Below are 15340 nucleotides of genomic sequence, written 5' to 3'. Positions count from 1 at the left end.
GCTCTTTTCCGGTACCGACGCACCTGCGCCGCCCTGACCGGAACCTGCTGATGAACCGCCGACTGACCCTGCTCCTCGCCACCCATGCACTGACCCTCGCCGTGGGCTTCGGCACGGGCGTCTACCTGCTGCCGATCCTGACCGCACCTGACGGCCCCAGCGTCACGCGCGTGGCCGAGGCCATGGCCGACGACAGCGCGCACCGCGCCCGCTTCGAGCGCAGCCTCAAAGGCAGCGACCCCGTGCACTGGGCTGACGGCAAGGTCAGCGTAAGCCCGACGCAGATCGCCTTCGACGGCCGCATGGCGCCCGGTCCGGATTACAAGGTGTACCTGGTGCGCGAATTCGTGGACAACCGCAGCGATTTCCTGCGCATCAAGCAGGACGCCCGGCTGATAGGCGACGTAAAGACCTTCGACCGCTTCCTGCTCGACGTCCCGGCCGGCGTCGACGTGGAGACCTACACCACCGTGGTGGTCTGGTGCGAAGCCTTCTCGCAGTTCATCTCGGCAGCCCAGTACCGCATGCACGCCGATCCCACCGGCAGGTGACGACCGTGGGTCGTCACGCTTGCGGAGGTTGAGCGGCAGAGCCGGCCGATAAGCCGGGTTTTGTCGTGGACAGTCATTCTTCTAGGCGCCACGTCACCGTGGCGCTCAAGCAACCTACCCGGTCCCGACGCGGGCCGCGCCATGAGGACCCTATTTGGTCTTGCTCCAGATGGGGTTTGCCGTGCCGGTCTGTTGCCAGACTCGCGGTGCGCTCTTACCGCACCATTTCACCCTTACCGGCTCCCCGGAGGGAACGTAGGCGGTATCTTTCTGTTGCACTTTCCGTCGGCTCGCGCCGCCCAGGCGTTACCTGGCATCTTGCCCTGCGGAGCCCGGACTTTCCTCGGCATTCCCGAAGGAATGACGCGACTGCCTGGCCGACTCTGCCAGGGGCATCATCCCACAGCACGTCGCAGGTGACCAGCACGCTGCCGCCCGTCAACACGGCGGAATTCTGGAAGTCGCCGCCGGCCAGCGCGTCCACGCTTGCCGCACCGCCCCTGGAGCGTCCGCATGATCCGATCTGCACCGCCCGCCGCCACCGTGTCGTTCCGTGCCCCCGTCACAGACGTCACGCCCCGCACGATCCGCACCGCTCCCGCTGCCCTGGACACCGTCAGCAACGCCCCGTCCGCCGGACCAGGCACATGTCCGCCTTCCTCGACAGCGCTGATGGAGCGGATCGCGACAGGAGATGCCTACCTGTGCCAATGGATGGCGCAGCGTCCCACCCGCGACCCGATCCCGTCCGGGCATCAACGCGTCATCGAGACCATCGGGGAACTGGCGCGGCTGCGGGTTGCACTGGCCCAACACACCAGCGGCACCCTGCACCACTGGCTGCGCGGCATGGACCGGGGAGCACGGCTGCAGCCGGACAAACTGAAACTTCGCATCCAGCACGCGGGACTGACCGAAGTGCTGCGCCGGCTGCGCCTGGGCGAACTGTCCACGCCGCACCGCCTTCAGCTGGACAGGGTCCTGCGCGATGTGGGCTGCCACCCCCCCTCGGTGCGTGCCTGGCTGGGGCTGACCCAACCGGCTGCTGCCAACGCCCCCGACGTCCCGGACGGCGCTGCCGGTACGCGCGATTTCGCGCCGACGCTGGACCTGCTGCTGCCCTCCACCCGCGCCACCGCCCTGCAGCAGGCCACCGCCGCGCTCGGCGCGACCTTGGGACATGACGACAGCCCCTCGGCACGGGCGGCGCGCAACGCCTGCCGCGAACACCTGCGCAGCTTGAACGCAGAGGCCTACCAGCATGCCGCCATGGTCAGCCGCCGCTTCGGCTACGCGAAGGAGTACCCGGCCTGGAAATACATGGCGCGCGCGAAGCAGCACGACCCGCGGGTGAAGCGGCTGATCTCCCTGTCCCGCTCCAGGGAAGCCAGCGGCCATGCGCCCGGGCTTCAGCTGCCGTAGAGGGCCTTGCGCGGGGCGCCGGTCAACTCTGCCGCCAGTTTCGCCGCGGTCGAGGGCGGCAGGTGCTCGCTGAGCCTGGCGTACAGGCGGCGGCCCTGCGCAAGCGTTGCCGCTTCGTCGTCCGCCGCGCCCTGCACCATCACCACGAATTCGCCCTTGCGCTGGTTGTCGTCGGCTTCGACCTGCTGCAGCAGGCTGGCCAGGTCGCCATCAAGCACGGTCTCGAACAGCTTGGTCAGTTCCCGCGCCAGCACCGCCGGCCGGGACGGGCCAAAAGCGGCCACCATGTCGGCGAGCGACTCCGCGATGCGGTGTGAGGATTCGTAGAACACCAGGGTGCGGGTTTCCCCTGCCAACGCCTGCAGGCGCTCGCGGCGACCCGATCCCTTGGCCGGCAGGAAGCCTTCGAAGGTGAAGCGGTCGCTGGGCAGGCCGGCCACGCTGAGCGCGGCGATGGCCGCGCAGGCGCCCGGCACCGGGCTGACCCGGATGCCCGCTTCGCGCGCGGCGCGCACCAGCCGGTAACCCGGGTCGCTGACCAGCGGGGTGCCCGCATCACTGACCAGGGCCAGCGATTCACCGGCCTGCAGGCGCGCCACGATGCGCTGCGCCAGCGCCTCTTCATTGTGGTCGTGCAGGGCCACCAGCGGCTGCTGGATGCCGAAATGGGCCAGCAGCTGGCCGCTGCGGCGGGTGTCCTCGGCACAGATCGCGGCCACCGAACGCAGCACCTCCTGGGCGCGCGGGGTCAGGTCGGCGAGGTTGCCGATCGGGGTGGCAACGACATACAGCGTGGGGACAGCACTCATCGCAACGGCACTCACAGGTCAAGGGTAGAATCCTAACGTGTACGAGCCACCCTCGAATGGACCTGATGATGAACAAGCCCGCCGCACGGATCTCCGCCCTGTCGTTGTCGCTGCTGCTGCTTGCCGGCTGCGCCACGACCAGCCTGACCAGCGCCCCGGCGTCGCCGGCGCAGAGCCAGGCGCTGGCGCTGATCGACCAGGGCAAGCCGCGTGACGCAGCCGTGCAGCTGGAGGCCCTGGCCAACACACTGCGCGGCAACGCGCGCAGCGCCGCACTGGCCGATGCCGCGTTCGCGTGGCACCAGGCCGGCGACAGCGCCCGTGCGCGCACCCTGCTGGCCCAGGTCAGCGCGCGCCAGCTCAGCGGCGCCAGCCTGCAGCGCTTCCACCTGACCAGCGCCGAGCTGGCCCTGGCCGACAAGCAGCCGGCACAGGCGCTGGCCTTCCTGAAGGAATCGTCGGACACCGTTGCCGCGCCGCTGCGCACGCGCTGGCAGCTGGCGCGCGCCGCGGCGCTGGAGGCCAGCGGCGACGTGGTCGGCGCAGCCACCGAACGCGCCCGCGCGCACGCCGCGCTCAGCGGCCAGGCCCGCGCCGACAACCAGCAGGCCATCGCCGGCCTGCTCGGCCGCCTCGACGATGCCACCCTGCGCACCCGCGCCGCCGCGCTGCCGGCCAACGAGCCGCTCTACAACTTCGCCGGCCGCGCGCTGATCGCGCGGGGCCTGCCGCTGCCGCGCCCGTTCGATCGCGACGGCGTGGCCCAGTTCGACACCAGCAAGCGTCCGCCGGCGATGGCCGACGGCTACCGCCCGCCCGTTAAGATGGCGGTGCTGCTGCCGCTCAGCGGCCGCCTCGCCACTGCCGCGCAGCCGGTGCGCGACGGCCTGCTCAGCGGTTACTACGGTGAAGGCCGGCAACGTCCGGACATCCAGTTCATCGACACCGCCGGCACCCCGACCGGCGCCGTGGCCGCTTACGACAAGGCGGTGGCAGCGGGTGCGGACTTCATCGTCGGCCCGCTCGGCCGCGACGAAGTGGACGCGGTGTTCGGGCGCAGCGACCTGCCGGTGCCGGTACTGGCACTGAACCGTGGCAAGAGCAGCCCGCCGGCCGGCAGCGCCGGATTCTCGCTGGCCCCGGAGGACGACGGCATCATCGCCGCCGAATTCCTGCGCAGCCGTGAACGCAGCAAGGTGCTGGTGATCCACAGCAATGACGACAACGGCCGCCGCACCGCGGCGGCGTTCCGCGAACGCTTCGCCCAGCGCGGGGGCCAGGTGGTGGCCACCGTGGGCGTGAACGACGCCGTCGGCGACGTTGGCGCGCAGGTGCGGGCCGCCGGTGCGGTGGATGGCGTGCTGCTGGCGGTCAAGGCACCGCAGGCACGCGCACTGGCGCCGCAGCTGGCGCTGGCCGGCGTAGGTGGCGCCACCCGCGTTGGCACCTCGCAGCTCACCCTGGGCACCGGCAAACCGGAAGAAGACATGGCGCTGGACGGCATCGTCTATCCGAACGAAGCCTGGAACGTGCGCGGCGTGGCCGGCCTGCCGTCGGCCAGCACGGCCGCGCAGATGCTGCCGACCGCGCGCGGCGCGGCCGGTCGCCTGTTCGCCTTCGGTTTCGACGCGTGGAAGATCAGCGCCTACCTGGACAAGGTCGCCAACGAAGGCGGCCTGGCCGGTGCCACCGGCACCCTGTTCCTGGACAGCAATGGCAACGTGCTGCGGGTGCCGGCATGGTCGACCTTCAGCGGTGGCCGTCCGATGCCGGTGGCCAGCAGCAACTGAGGCCGTGCCCACCGCGCGGGCCCGGCGTGGCGCAGCGGTGGAAACCGCCGCGCTTCAGCATCTGCGCAATGCCGGGCTCCGCCCGATCGCCCGCAACGTGCGTTACCGGGGCGGCGAGCTGGACCTGGTGATGCGCGACGGTGGCACCACGGTGTTCGTGGAGGTGCGCTACCGCGCCGATGCGCGTTACGGCGGCGGTGCGGCGTCGGTGGACCTGCGCAAGCGGCGCAAGCTGGTGCTGGCGGCCCGCTTGTTCCTGCTGTCGCACCCGGACCTGGCGCAAGGCGCCTGCCGCTTCGATGTGGTGGAGGCCAGTGGTGAACCGCCGCGGTTGAACTGGCTGCGCGATGCGTTTCGGCTGGAGGATTGCGGTGTTGTCTGATGATCTGGAAGGCCGGCCCACGGCCGGCGCTACCGGGAGCCTGTGATGACCATGACCTTGCCTGCCGCGTTTTCAGCGACCCTGCTCAGCCTGCTGGGTGAGGAGGGCTGGCGCACCGACGCCGCCGCGTTGGCGGCGCACGCGCAGGACAATTCGTGGCGGCATGCATTGCCCGGCGGCGTGGCCCTGCCGCGCGACCGCGACCAGGTGGTGCAGGTGGTGCGGGCCTGCCGCGCGCATGGCGTGCCGGTGGTGGCACGTGGCGCCGGCACCGGTACGACCGGGGCGGCGGTCCCGGTGAATGGCAGCATCGTGCTGTCGTTCGCGCGCATGAACCGCATCCTCGACATCCAGCCCGGCAACCGCTGCGCGGTGGTGGAGCCGGGCGTGCTCAACGGCGACCTGCAGCAGGCGCTGGTCGAACATGGCCTGTTCTGGGCGCCGGACCCGTCCAGCGCGGACATCTGCAGCATTGGCGGCAACCTGGCCTGCAATGCCGGGGGGCCACGCGCGGTGAAGTACGGCACCAGCCGCGACAACGTGCTGGGACTGGTGGCCGTGACCGGCGCAGGCGACATCATCCAGTGCGGTGGTGCTTACACCAAGGACGCCACGGGCTACGACCTGACCCACCTGCTGGTAGGCAGCGAAGGCACGCTGGCGTTGATCGTGGAAGCCACGTTGAAACTCACTCCGGTGCCGGTAACCCAGGCCGGCCTGCGCGTGCTGTACCGCGACGCGGATGCGGCGGCGGCGGCGGTGTCCCGCCTGATGGGGCAACCCGTGGTGCCCACCCGCCTGGAATTCATGGATGCACGCAGCCTGGACCTGCTGCGCCGCAATGGCGCCGAGGTTCCGGACGCCGGCGCCATGCTGCTGGTGGAAGCCGACGGCGACCACGACACCCTGCCTTATCTGCTGCAGGCCCTGGCCACCGCTGCAGAAGGCGACGGCATGCTCGCCCTGGACGTGGCCATGGAAGGCAGCGCACGCGAAAAACTGTGGGCCGCACGCAAGGCCCTGTCGCCCGCGCTGCGCAGCATCGCCCCGGGCAAGATCAACGAAGACGTGGTGGTGCCGGTGTCGCGCATTCCCGAACTGGTGGCCGGGGTGCAGGCGCTGGCCCGGGAATACGCGCTGACCATTGTCACCTTCGGCCATGCCGGCAACGGCAACCTGCACGTCAATATCCTGTATCACCCCGACGATGCCGACGAGAATGCGCGCGCCCATGCCGCACTGCCCCGGGTGTTCGCGCTGACCCTGGCACTGGGCGGCACGCTCTCGGGCGAGCACGGGATCGGGCTGGCCAAGCGCGATTTCATGGCGCAGGCCTTCACCCCGGCCACGTTGGCCGCGATGCGCGCGATCAAGCACGCGCTGGATCCGGATGGGGTCCTCAACCCGGGCAAGGTCCTGCCGCCCGCGTAGGGCCCCTGCAGAAGTGTGATCGTTTGCAATTGTTTGCATGGGCCTGCGTCTATCGACTGCCCATCCTTGTCGCCCGTTGGACACCCCCTCCCGATACCCATCCGCGCATGCCCACGGCATGTGCGACGGAGGCTGCCTGCACGTCCACCGCCCCCCCCACAGAATGCCGAACAATGACCCCCCGCCGTAGCTGCCCTTCCCTTCCTCTCCGCCCGCTGGCATGCAGCGTCATGCTGGCCCTGCTGACCCTTCCCACCCGCGACCTGGGCGCCCGCGAACTCGATGCCGAATCAGCGCTGGTCGGCGCCGACGATGCCGCCGAAGACTGGACCCTGCGCAATGGCGCCCGCCTGGTGGTGCATCTCGGGCGCTCGCGGGGCATCGAGGCCTTCAGTGGCTCCGAGGTGACCCTGTCGGGGGCGGAGGTCACCCGCAATGCCTACAGCGACAGCACCGTGCGCCTGCATGGCGGCGCGTCACTGAACGCCTCCGGCAGCCGCTTCGTGGGCGGCGGGGTATGGCTGGAAGGCGCCTCCACCGCGATCCTGCGCGACAGTCGCATCCTGATGACCCACCTGGGCGCCGACTTCCGCGGCGCCAGCATCGGGGTGAGCCTGCTGGGCTATCCGGGCTCCGCGCCCGGGCTGATGCACGCCGTGCTTGATGCAACCCGTGTCGAGGTACGCGATGTCGAGGGCAATGCCGACAACTCCTCCGGACTGGGGGTGCGCATGGACCACGGCCGCGTCGACATCCTCAATGGTTCGCATATCGAAGCCGCCAACGTGGGCGTGCTGTTGATGCCGCTGATGGGCGAAGGAAGCGGGCACCTGCGCGTGGACAACGCCACCCTGCGCTCCGGTCGCGGCGCCGCCATCCACGTCGACAGCCGCTACCGCGCTGAAAGCGATCGCCACTACAGCATCGAGATCGCCAATGGCGCGCAGCTGTTCGCCGGTGACGGCAACCTGCTGCTGGCCCAGGGTCGGGCCGACAACGGCAAGCGCACGATCGACTTCGCCGTGGACGACGCGCAGCTGGCGGGCAACCTCCGCGTGGACAACGCCAACGCCGACATCGACGTGGCGGTCACGCTGCGCAACAACGCCCGCCTGCAGGGCCGCTTCTTCAACGTCGCCTCGGCGGCGATCGGCACCGGCAGCCAGTGGCAGCTGACCGGCGACAGCAACGTCGGCCATCTGCGGCTGGATGCCGGCGGCAGCGTGGCGCTGGGCAACGGTGCCGGGTTCCATACCCTCACCGTGGATCGGTTCGTCGGCGACGGCGGCAGCCTGCTGTTCAACGCGGCGTTGGGCGATGACCATTCCGCCACCGACCGCCTGGTGATCCAGGGCGACGCCGAGGGACGCGCCGGGGTCCGCGTCTTGAATGCCGGCGGTGCCGGTGCGCAGACCGCGCACGGCATCGAACTGATCGATATCCAGGGCGCCTCGCATGCCCACTTCGATCTGATCGGCCGCGCGATCGGGGGCCAGTATGAGTATTTCCTGGTCAAGGGCGGCGATGGCAGCTGGTACCTGCGCTCCGAGCAGGTGCCGCCGACCAACCCCTGCAGCGTCGACCCGAGCCTGCCCGGCTGCACGCCGACGGATCCGGTGGATCCCGATGAACCGGTCGATCCCGAACAACCGGCGGATCCCGACCCGCCGCTGGATCCGGAAGCACCCGTGGATCCCGGCGAGCCGGGCGATCCCGTACCGGCGCCGCTGCTGCGGCCTGAAGCCGGCGCGTACCTCGCCAACCAGTTTGCCGTGCACCACCTGCTGCGCCACAGCGGGCGCGAGCGCCCTGCCCCCGGGTCCAGCGCCACCGGGCCACGGGTGTGGGCGTCGGTGGATACCGCCCAGGCCCGCCTGCGCCCGGTATCCGACCAGCTTGCACTGACCCAGGACCGCTCGCGGCTGCAGCTGGGCACGGACATCGGCACCTTCGCCGCCGGCCGCGGCCGCATCGGCGCGATGCTGACCGCGGTCCGCTCGGAGGCGCGCTCACGCTCGTCCATCACCGGCTACAGCGCGCGCGGCACCGTCACCGGCGGCGCCGCTGGCGTCCATGCCAGCTGGGACAACGACGCACTGTACCTGGATGCCTCGCTGCAGCATGGCCGCTTCGGCAACCGTGTCGAGGGTGACGGGCTTGCCCTTGAGCGCTACCGCGCAAGGGCATGGCAGTCGTCGCTGGAAGCGGGCTACCGCATGCAGCTGGGCACGCTGGCCGGCATGGCCGTGGCGCTGCAGCCCGAGCTGCAGCTGTTCCATACCGACGCAGCGATCGACGATCACCGCGAGGCGAATGGCACGCAGGTGCGCAGCCTGGGCGACGACGCGTTCTCCACGCGTATCGCGCTGCGCCTGCAGGGCACGCTTGCGCTGGGAGATGGCACCCGGCTGCAGCCTTACCTGGCCGGTACCGCTTACCGCGAAGGCGATCTGGACGGTGTGACGTTCGACGGTGACGCGCTCGACGCCAACGCGCCGCGCACCCGGCACGGACTCGATGCAGGCCTGCGCGTGGACGGCCGCACCGGCGTGTCGGCCACGGCCGGTGTCGGCCACCTGCGCGGCGACGGTGGCTACCGCGAATCCACTGCCCACCTGCGCCTGCGCTATCGCTGGTAACCCGGCGCTTTCCTCCTCCCCCAAGGATCCATTCGATGAACAACATCTACCGCGTCGCCCGGCGTCGCGCGCTCTCCCTGCGTCCGCTCGCCGCGGGCGTCCTGCTGGCGGTCACCGCGCTGGCCACCGGTCCCCTCGCCGCGCGTGAGCTGGACAACGAAGAACACAAGGTGGTCTACGGCGACCCGCGCGAACGCTGGCAGCTCAGCAACGGTGCACAGCTGTTCGTCGAGGGCGGCGACACCTACAGCATCAATGCGCGCAGTGGCAGCGCCGTGCTTCTGATGAACGCCCGCGTCGACCTCGCACCATTCGAGGTCTCGGCGATCGAACTGCGGGAGGGATCGACGCTGGATGCGGCGAACTCGCACATCCGTGGCGCGGGCATCCGCCTGTGGGACACCTCCACCGCCTATCTGTTCAACAGCACGTTGCGCATCGACGAAACCTCGGACGGGATCAACACCACTGGCGTGATGATGATCAATGGTGATCGCCACGCGTCCGTCGCCCTGAGCGGATCCAGCATCCACGTTGCCGCCACGCCCGGCCAAGCCCATTACGCCCACGGCATCGGCATCCGCCAGGACGCGGGCACGGTGCACCTGTACAACGGGTCGGTCATCGACGCCGGCAATGTCGGGGTGATGCTGTACGGCAGCCGGGACCATGGCTGGCTCGACGTGGACAACGCGAGCATCACCTCACGGGGCGGTGCCGCCATCGAGGTGCTCGACGCCGGTCACGCCTACGACATCCGCATCCGCAACGGCGCTACGCTGGTCGGGGGCGACGGCCATCTGCTGCGCGTGCACAACGCGAGCGGCACCGGTCGCCCGGTGGTCACCTTCGGCGTCGACAACGCGCGGCTGGACGGCGACATCGCGCTGGACCCCAGCGCGGCCGGTGGCGCCCTCCATGTAACGCTGTCCAACCATTCACGCATCCACGGCCGCTTCGACAACGTAAGCTCGGCGACCATCCGCAGCAACAGCACCTGGCTGATGAGCGGGGACAGCCATGTCGGCCGGGTGCAGCTCGACGCCAGCGGAACGCTGGCGCTGGGCGACGGCAGCGCCTTCAATGTGCTGCAGGCCGACACCTTTGTCGGCCAGGGCGGCACGCTGCTGTTCCACACCGTGCTGGGCGATGACCACTCGGCCACCGACCAGCTGCGGATCGCCGGCGACGCCAGCGGCCAGGCCGGGGTGCGCGTGCTCAACGTGGGCGGCGCCGGTGCCCGGACCGGGCAGGGGATCGAACTGATCAACATCCAGGGCGCGTCCAACGCCCAGTTCGATCTGATCGGACGCGCCGTTGGCGGCCAGTACGAGTATTTCCTGGTCAAGGGCGTCGATGGCAGCTGGTACCTGCGCTCTGAAGCCGAGGCCGAACCGGACCCGTGCGAGATCGATCCGGACCTGCCGCAGTGCGAACCGGTCGATCCGGTCGATCCTGGGAACCCTGTTGATCCCGGGAATCCTGTTGATCCTGGAAATCCGGTCGATCCCGAGGATCCGGTGGATCCGGTCGATCCCATCGACCCGGTCGATCCTGCCGACCCGGTGGCGCCGCCGCCGATCCTGCGCCCGGAGGCCGGCGTCTACCTGGCCAACCAGTTCGCGCTGCACCAGCTGCTGCGTGATGACGGGCGCGAACGCAGGCGTGCGGTCGACCGCAGTGCCGGGGGCCGCGCCTGGGCGGCGGTGGATACCGCCCACAGTCGCCTCGGCGCGGTGGAGGGCCAACTCGATCAGCAGGTGGACCGTTCGCGGCTTCAGCTCGGCGCGGACCTCGGTGGCTTCGCGGCCGGGCGCGGCCGGGTCGGCCTGATGCTGACCGCTGCGCGTGCGGAAACCCGGTCGCGGTCTTCGATCACCGGCTACAGCGCGCGTGGTACGGTCGCCGGCGGTGCGGCGGGGGCGTATGCGCGTTGGGACAGCGACACCTGGCTGCTGGATGCATCGCTGCAACGGGCGCGCTTCGGCAACCGGGTCGACGGCGAAGGCCTGGCCCGCGAACGCTACGACGCCGCGCTGTGGCAGTCGTCGCTGCAGGTCGCCTACCGCATCGACCTGGGCCAGCTTGGCGCGATGGCACTGCACCTGCAGCCTGCACTGCAGCTGATCTACACCGACGCAGCGGTCGACCTGCATCGCGAGGCCAACGGCACGGTGGTGCGCAGCCTGGGCAACGACGGCCTGTCCGGGCGCCTGGGGCTGCGCCTGCAGGGCGAGCTGGACGCGGGTGGCACCTTGCAGGCGCGTCCGTACCTGGCGCTGGACGGGTATCGCGACGGTGCCCGTGGTGGCATCACCCTCGATGACGCCCTGTTGGACGGCAGCACGCCGCGTGACCGCTACGCGGTGGAAGCCGGTACGCAGGTGAGCTGGCGTTCCGGCGTGTCGGCGTGGGGCGGGGTCAGCCACATGCAGGGCGCGGGCGGGTTCCGCGAGCGCGGGGCGCGGTTGGGCGTCGGGTATCGGTGGTAATTCCGCGCTAGAGCTCGGTGAAGTGCTCGTAGCCCTGCGGCCCCGGGGTGTCGCTGCCGGTGGCGACACCCTGCCCCTTCACCACCTCGCCGATGCGGGTCAACGGCAGGGCCAGGCGCTGCGCCACCGCCTCGATGGCGCCGCGCTGTGCCGCGGCGGCGGTGAAGCAGAGTTCGTAGTCGTCGCCGCCGCGCAAGGCCGCCTCGCGCGCGTGGGCCAGCCCCACCCGCGCGCGCGCGGCCGCCGACACCGGCAGGCGGTCCGGATCGAGACGGGCCCCCACCGCGCTGCGTTCGCAGATGTGGCCCAGGTCGGCCAACAGCCCGTCGGAAATGTCGACGGCCGCATGCGCCACACCCTGCAGCGCGCGGCCGAGTTCGACGCGCGGCGTGGGTCGCGCCAGGCGCAGGCGCAGCGCTTCGACCTGGGCGTCCTCGGCCGCCGTGCGCACATCCAGGGTACCGCCCTGCCACGCCCGCAGCGCCACCGCGGCATCGCCGAGCGTGCCGCTGACCCAGACATCGTCGCCCACCTGCGCGCCATCGCGACGCAGCGCGCTGCCGGCAGCGACCTGCCCCATCGCCGTGACCGACAACGACAGCGGACCCCGGGTGGTATCGCCGCCGATCAGCACGATGTCGTGGGCGTCGGCCAGCGCGAAGAAACCGTCGGCGAACGCGTCCACCCAGGCCGGATCGGCAGCGGGCAACGACAGCGCCAGCACGCACCACGACGGGCGCGCGCCCATCGACGCCAGGTCGGACAGGTTGACCGCCAGGGTTTTCCAGCCGATGTCATAGGCCGGGGTTTCCGCCGGGAAATGCACACCGCTGTTGAGCGTGTCGGCGGTCACCACCAGCTGTTCGCCGGCGCCCGGCTGCAGCAGCGCGGCATCGTCGCCGATGCCCAGCACCACGTCGGCGCGGGCACGGGTGCGCGCGGCAATGCGCTCGATCAGGGAAAATTCGGCAAGGGACATGGGCGTGCCCGAGCCGGGGCTCAGCCCCCGCTTTCGGCCTTGCGCCACTCGACGGCAGCGCGGTCGAGCACGCCGTTGACGTAGGTGTGGCCGTGTTCGGAACCGAACCGCTTGGTCGATTCGATGGCCTCGTTGATCACCACGCGGTAGGGCACGTCGATGCGGTAACGCAGTTCATAGGCGGCCACGCGCAGCGCGGCGCGTTCGATCGCGTCGACCTCGTCGATGCTGCGATCCACGAACGGCTCCAGCGCTTCGTCCAGGTCCCTGCGGTGGTCGAGCACGCCATGCACCAGCGCCTCGAAATACGCCAGGTCGGCGATTTCGCGGGCCTGCTCGTGGGCGAACTGGGCGATCACCGACTGCGCGGTGCCGCCGGAGATCTGCCAGGCGTAGATGGCCTGCAGGGCACGACGGCGCGCGCGCGAGCGGTGGACCGGGTCGATGCCATCGTGGCGGACCGGCTTGCCGGAGGGCTTGCCCGGGTTTGACTTGTTCACGGCAACTGCTCCAGAAGATTGACCATTTCCAACGCCGTCAGTGCGGCTTCCTCACCCTTGTTGCCATGGCTGCCGCCGGCGCGGGCCTCGGCATCCTCGACACGCTCGACCGCCAGCACGCCATTGAGCACCGGCACGCCGAAGTCCAGCTGGACGCGCATCAGGCCCTCGGCGCAGCCATCGGCCACGTGTTCGTAATGGCGGGTGTCGCCACGGATCACACAGCCCAGGGCGATGATCGCAGCATGTTCATGGGCGGCCGCCAGGCGCGCGGCAACCAGCGGCAGCTCCCAGGCACCGGGAACGCGGATCACGTCGATGGCGGTTTCGTCGATGCCGTTGCCGGCCAGGCTCTGCCGCGCGCCGGCCACCAGCACGTCGGTGATGCGGGCATTCCAGCGGCTGGCAAGGATGGCGAAACGGGCCGCCTCGGGGGTCCGAAGGTCGCCTTCGTAGTGGCTCATGGTCGGCGCGGGGTCCTTTTGATAGGTGAATATTCTAGCGCATGGCCGCATAGGGCCGCGGCGGCATGTCTCGGGACGGGTCGGGTGGAAACGCCCCCTGAGTCAGGGGGCTGCCGCGAAGCGGCGGGGGTGTGGGTGATGGCAAGCGTCAGCGCGCATGCGATGACGCGTTCCCTACCGTTTCGATGATCTCCAGGCCGTAACCGGCCAGGCCGATCTGGCGGCGCGGGGTGCCAAGCACGCGCAGCTTGCCCAGGCCGAGGTCGGACAGGATCTGGGCGCCGGCGCCGTTGCGGCGCCATTGGCTGACGTCCTTGTCCTTGCCCGGCACCACCGGCTGCGGCTGCTGGCGCAGGCGGGCCAGCAGGCTGTTGCTGTCGCGCGGCGCCGACAGCACCACCATCACCCCGCGCTCGGCGGCCGCGATGGCCCGCAATGCGTCGGTGGCGGCCACGCCGAAGTCATCGCGGCGCCAGTGCAGCAGGTCGGCCAACGGGTTTTCCACCTGTACCCGGACCAGGGTGGGCTCGGTATCCGGGGTGCCACGGACCAGCGCGAAGTGCAGGTCATGCGCGATCCGGTCGCGGTAGGTGACCAGCTTGAACGGGCCGAACTCGGTATCGATGTCGCGCTCGTCGACACGTTCGACGGTCTTTTCGGTGGCCAGGCGGTAGGCGATCAGGTCGGCGATGGAGCCCATCTTCAGGCCGTGCTCGCGCGCGAACACCTCCAGCTCCGGGCGGCGCGCCATGCTGCCGTCCGGATTGAGGATCTCCACCAGCACGCCGGCCGGTTCCAGCCCGGCCAGCATGGCCAGGTCGACGCCCGCTTCGGTGTGGCCGGCGCGGGTCAGCACGCCGCCCGGCTGGGCGATCAGCGGGAAGATGTGGCCCGGCTGGTGCAGGTCGGACGGCCTGGCGTCGGGTTTCACCGCGGTGCGGATGGTGTGCGCGCGGTCATACGCTGAAATGCCGGTGGTGACGCCCTCGGCGGCCTCGATGCTGACGGTGAAGTTGGTCTGGAACTGGGCGGTATTGGCCTGCACCATCGGCGCCAGGCCCAGGTCGGCGGCGCGCTCGCGGGTCAGCGGCAGGCACACCAGGCCACGGCCGTGGGTGACCATGAAGTTGATGTCCGACGGCTTGACCAGCTCGGCGGCCATGATCAGGTCGCCTTCGTTTTCGCGGTCTTCGTCATCGACGATGACCACCATGCGACCCAGGCGGATGTCCTCGAGGATCTCGGGGATGGGAGCGAAATTCATGCGCGGGTGTCCTGTACCTGGGGGGCGACCAGCCGTTCGACGTAACGGGCGACCAGGTCGATTTCGAGATTGACCGCACTGCCCACGCCGGTGGCGGCAAAGGCGGTGTTGGCCACGGTATGCGGGATCAGCGCGACCTCGAAGCCGGCGTCATCCACCTCGTTGACGGTCAGGCTGACCCCGTCCACGCAGATCGAGCCCTTCCTGGCGATATAGCGCAGCAGCCCGGCCGGTGCGGCGAAACGCCAGCGCTGGGCGCGCGCGTCGTCGTGGATGGACAGCACCTGGCCCAGCCCGTCGACGTGGCCGCTGACCAGGTGGCCGCCGAGGCGGTCGGTGGGGCGCATGGCGCGTTCCAGGTTGATCACCGCGCCGGGCGCCAGCTGGCCCAGCGTGGTCAGGCCCAGGGTTTCGGTCGACGCATCGGCCTGGAACGAGGCCGCATCAAAGGCGATGACGGTCAGGCACACGCCGTTGATGGCGATGCTTTCGCCGAGCTGCACGTGCTCGAACGGCAGGCTGCCGACGTGGAAGGTGAAGCGGACATCGCCGCCAAGGGAGTCGCGCGCAGCCACATGGCCCACGCCTTCGATGATTCCAGTAAACACTAACGTTCT

At 70.2% G+C, this 15340-nt stretch carries 13 protein-coding genes and 1 other RNA gene; 7 read left to right on the top strand and 7 right to left on the bottom strand.

What is annotated here, in order from left to right; translation table 11 throughout:
* Positions 1 to 50: 50 nt before the first annotated feature.
* Positions 51 to 551, top strand: a complete 501-nt coding sequence (locus ACIGII_RS01410) for a DM13 domain-containing protein (RefSeq protein ID WP_399635448.1) — start codon at positions 51 to 53, stop codon at positions 549 to 551.
* Positions 552 to 584: 33 nt separating this feature from the next.
* On the opposite strand, the gene rnpB is transcribed toward ACIGII_RS01410, so the two are convergent.
* Positions 585 to 936, bottom strand: an RNA gene (gene rnpB / locus ACIGII_RS01405) — RNase P RNA component class A.
* 128 nt (positions 937 to 1064) lie between these two features.
* On the opposite strand from rnpB, the gene ACIGII_RS01400 reads away from it, so the two are divergent.
* On the top strand, positions 1065 to 1973 hold the full coding sequence (locus ACIGII_RS01400; protein WP_399635451.1) for a hypothetical protein: 909 nt from the start codon (positions 1065 to 1067) through the stop codon (positions 1971 to 1973).
* On the opposite strand, the gene rsmI is transcribed toward ACIGII_RS01400, so the two are convergent.
* A complete protein-coding gene (gene rsmI / locus ACIGII_RS01395; RefSeq protein ID WP_399635454.1) occupies positions 1961 to 2782 on the bottom strand; it encodes a 16S rRNA (cytidine(1402)-2'-O)-methyltransferase in 822 nt (273 codons plus the stop codon). The two genes, ACIGII_RS01400 and rsmI, sit on opposite strands and share 13 nt — an antisense overlap.
* A 68-nt stretch (positions 2783 to 2850) precedes the next feature.
* On the opposite strand from rsmI, the gene ACIGII_RS01390 reads away from it, so the two are divergent.
* The 5 genes from ACIGII_RS01390 (at position 2851) to ACIGII_RS01370 (ending at position 11516) form a co-directional block, all read left to right on the top strand.
* Entirely contained in the window at positions 2851 to 4572 is a 1722-nt protein-coding gene (locus tag ACIGII_RS01390) for a penicillin-binding protein activator (protein WP_399635457.1), read from the top strand.
* A gap of 4 nt (positions 4573 to 4576) precedes the next feature.
* Positions 4577 to 4954: a YraN family protein gene (locus tag ACIGII_RS01385; protein ID WP_399635459.1), complete on the top strand. Its 378-nt coding sequence runs from the start codon at positions 4577 to 4579 to the stop codon at positions 4952 to 4954.
* Positions 4955 to 4999: 45 nt separating this feature from the next.
* Entirely contained in the window at positions 5000 to 6385 is a 1386-nt protein-coding gene (locus ACIGII_RS01380) for an FAD-binding oxidoreductase (protein WP_399635462.1), read from the top strand.
* 230 nt (positions 6386 to 6615) lie between these two features.
* Complete coding sequence (locus ACIGII_RS01375) at positions 6616 to 9024, top strand: autotransporter outer membrane beta-barrel domain-containing protein (RefSeq protein ID WP_399635465.1); 2409 nt, start codon at positions 6616 to 6618, stop codon at positions 9022 to 9024.
* Positions 9025 to 9059: 35 nt separating this feature from the next.
* Positions 9060 to 11516, top strand: a complete 2457-nt coding sequence (locus ACIGII_RS01370) for an autotransporter outer membrane beta-barrel domain-containing protein (protein WP_399635468.1) — start codon at positions 9060 to 9062, stop codon at positions 11514 to 11516.
* Between the two features lie 7 nt (positions 11517 to 11523).
* Here ACIGII_RS01370 and thiL read toward each other — a convergent pair whose 3' ends face one another.
* The 5 genes from thiL to ACIGII_RS01345 form a co-directional block, all read right to left on the bottom strand.
* Positions 11524 to 12495, bottom strand: coding sequence for a thiamine-phosphate kinase (gene thiL / locus ACIGII_RS01365; RefSeq protein WP_399635471.1), 972 nt, complete (start codon positions 12493 to 12495; stop codon positions 11524 to 11526).
* A 20-nt stretch (positions 12496 to 12515) separates the two neighbouring features.
* Complete coding sequence (gene nusB / locus ACIGII_RS01360) at positions 12516 to 12995, bottom strand: transcription antitermination factor NusB (RefSeq protein WP_399635473.1); 480 nt, start codon at positions 12993 to 12995, stop codon at positions 12516 to 12518.
* Positions 12992 to 13459, bottom strand: a complete 468-nt coding sequence (gene ribH, locus ACIGII_RS01355; RefSeq protein WP_399635475.1) for a 6,7-dimethyl-8-ribityllumazine synthase — start codon at positions 13457 to 13459, stop codon at positions 12992 to 12994. The genes nusB and ribH overlap by 4 nt, the downstream gene beginning before the upstream one ends.
* Positions 13460 to 13607: 148 nt before the next feature.
* The gene (gene ribB, locus ACIGII_RS01350; RefSeq protein WP_399635478.1) at positions 13608 to 14723 is read right to left on the bottom strand and encodes a 3,4-dihydroxy-2-butanone-4-phosphate synthase; all 1116 of its coding nucleotides are present in this window, start codon (positions 14721 to 14723) and stop codon (positions 13608 to 13610) included.
* Entirely contained in the window at positions 14720 to 15331 is a 612-nt protein-coding gene (locus tag ACIGII_RS01345) for a riboflavin synthase (RefSeq protein WP_399635480.1), read from the bottom strand. Before ACIGII_RS01345 ends, ribB begins: the two co-directional genes overlap by 4 nt.
* Positions 15332 to 15340 lie beyond the last annotated feature (9 nt).

It is taken from the genome of Stenotrophomonas sp. NPDC077420 (assembly GCF_044543385.1).
Classification (GTDB): domain Bacteria; phylum Pseudomonadota; class Gammaproteobacteria; order Xanthomonadales; family Xanthomonadaceae; genus Stenotrophomonas.
The sequence above is the reverse complement of the archived record's forward strand: the minus strand, read 5'-3'. Positions and strand labels throughout refer to the sequence as shown.

Excerpts from the sequence above, each read along its gene's own strand:
- ACIGII_RS01410 (WP_399635448.1), top strand. The coding sequence starts at position 51 with ATGAACCGCCGACTGACCCTGCTCCTCGCCACCCATGCACTGACCCTC.
- ACIGII_RS01400 (WP_399635451.1), top strand. The coding sequence starts at position 1,065 with ATGATCCGATCTGCACCGCCCGCCGCCACCGTGTCGTTCCGTGCCCCC.
- rsmI (WP_399635454.1), bottom strand. The coding sequence starts at position 2,782 with ATGAGTGCTGTCCCCACGCTGTATGTCGTTGCCACCCCGATCGGCAAC.
- ACIGII_RS01390 (WP_399635457.1), top strand. The coding sequence starts at position 2,851 with ATGAACAAGCCCGCCGCACGGATCTCCGCCCTGTCGTTGTCGCTGCTG.
- ACIGII_RS01380 (WP_399635462.1), top strand. The coding sequence starts at position 5,000 with ATGACCATGACCTTGCCTGCCGCGTTTTCAGCGACCCTGCTCAGCCTG.
- ACIGII_RS01375 (WP_399635465.1), top strand. The coding sequence starts at position 6,616 with ATGCTGGCCCTGCTGACCCTTCCCACCCGCGACCTGGGCGCCCGCGAA.
- ACIGII_RS01370 (WP_399635468.1), top strand. The coding sequence starts at position 9,060 with ATGAACAACATCTACCGCGTCGCCCGGCGTCGCGCGCTCTCCCTGCGT.
- thiL (WP_399635471.1), bottom strand. The coding sequence starts at position 12,495 with ATGTCCCTTGCCGAATTTTCCCTGATCGAGCGCATTGCCGCGCGCACC.
- ribH (WP_399635475.1), bottom strand. The coding sequence starts at position 13,459 with ATGAGCCACTACGAAGGCGACCTTCGGACCCCCGAGGCGGCCCGTTTC.
- ribB (WP_399635478.1), bottom strand. The coding sequence starts at position 14,723 with ATGAATTTCGCTCCCATCCCCGAGATCCTCGAGGACATCCGCCTGGGT.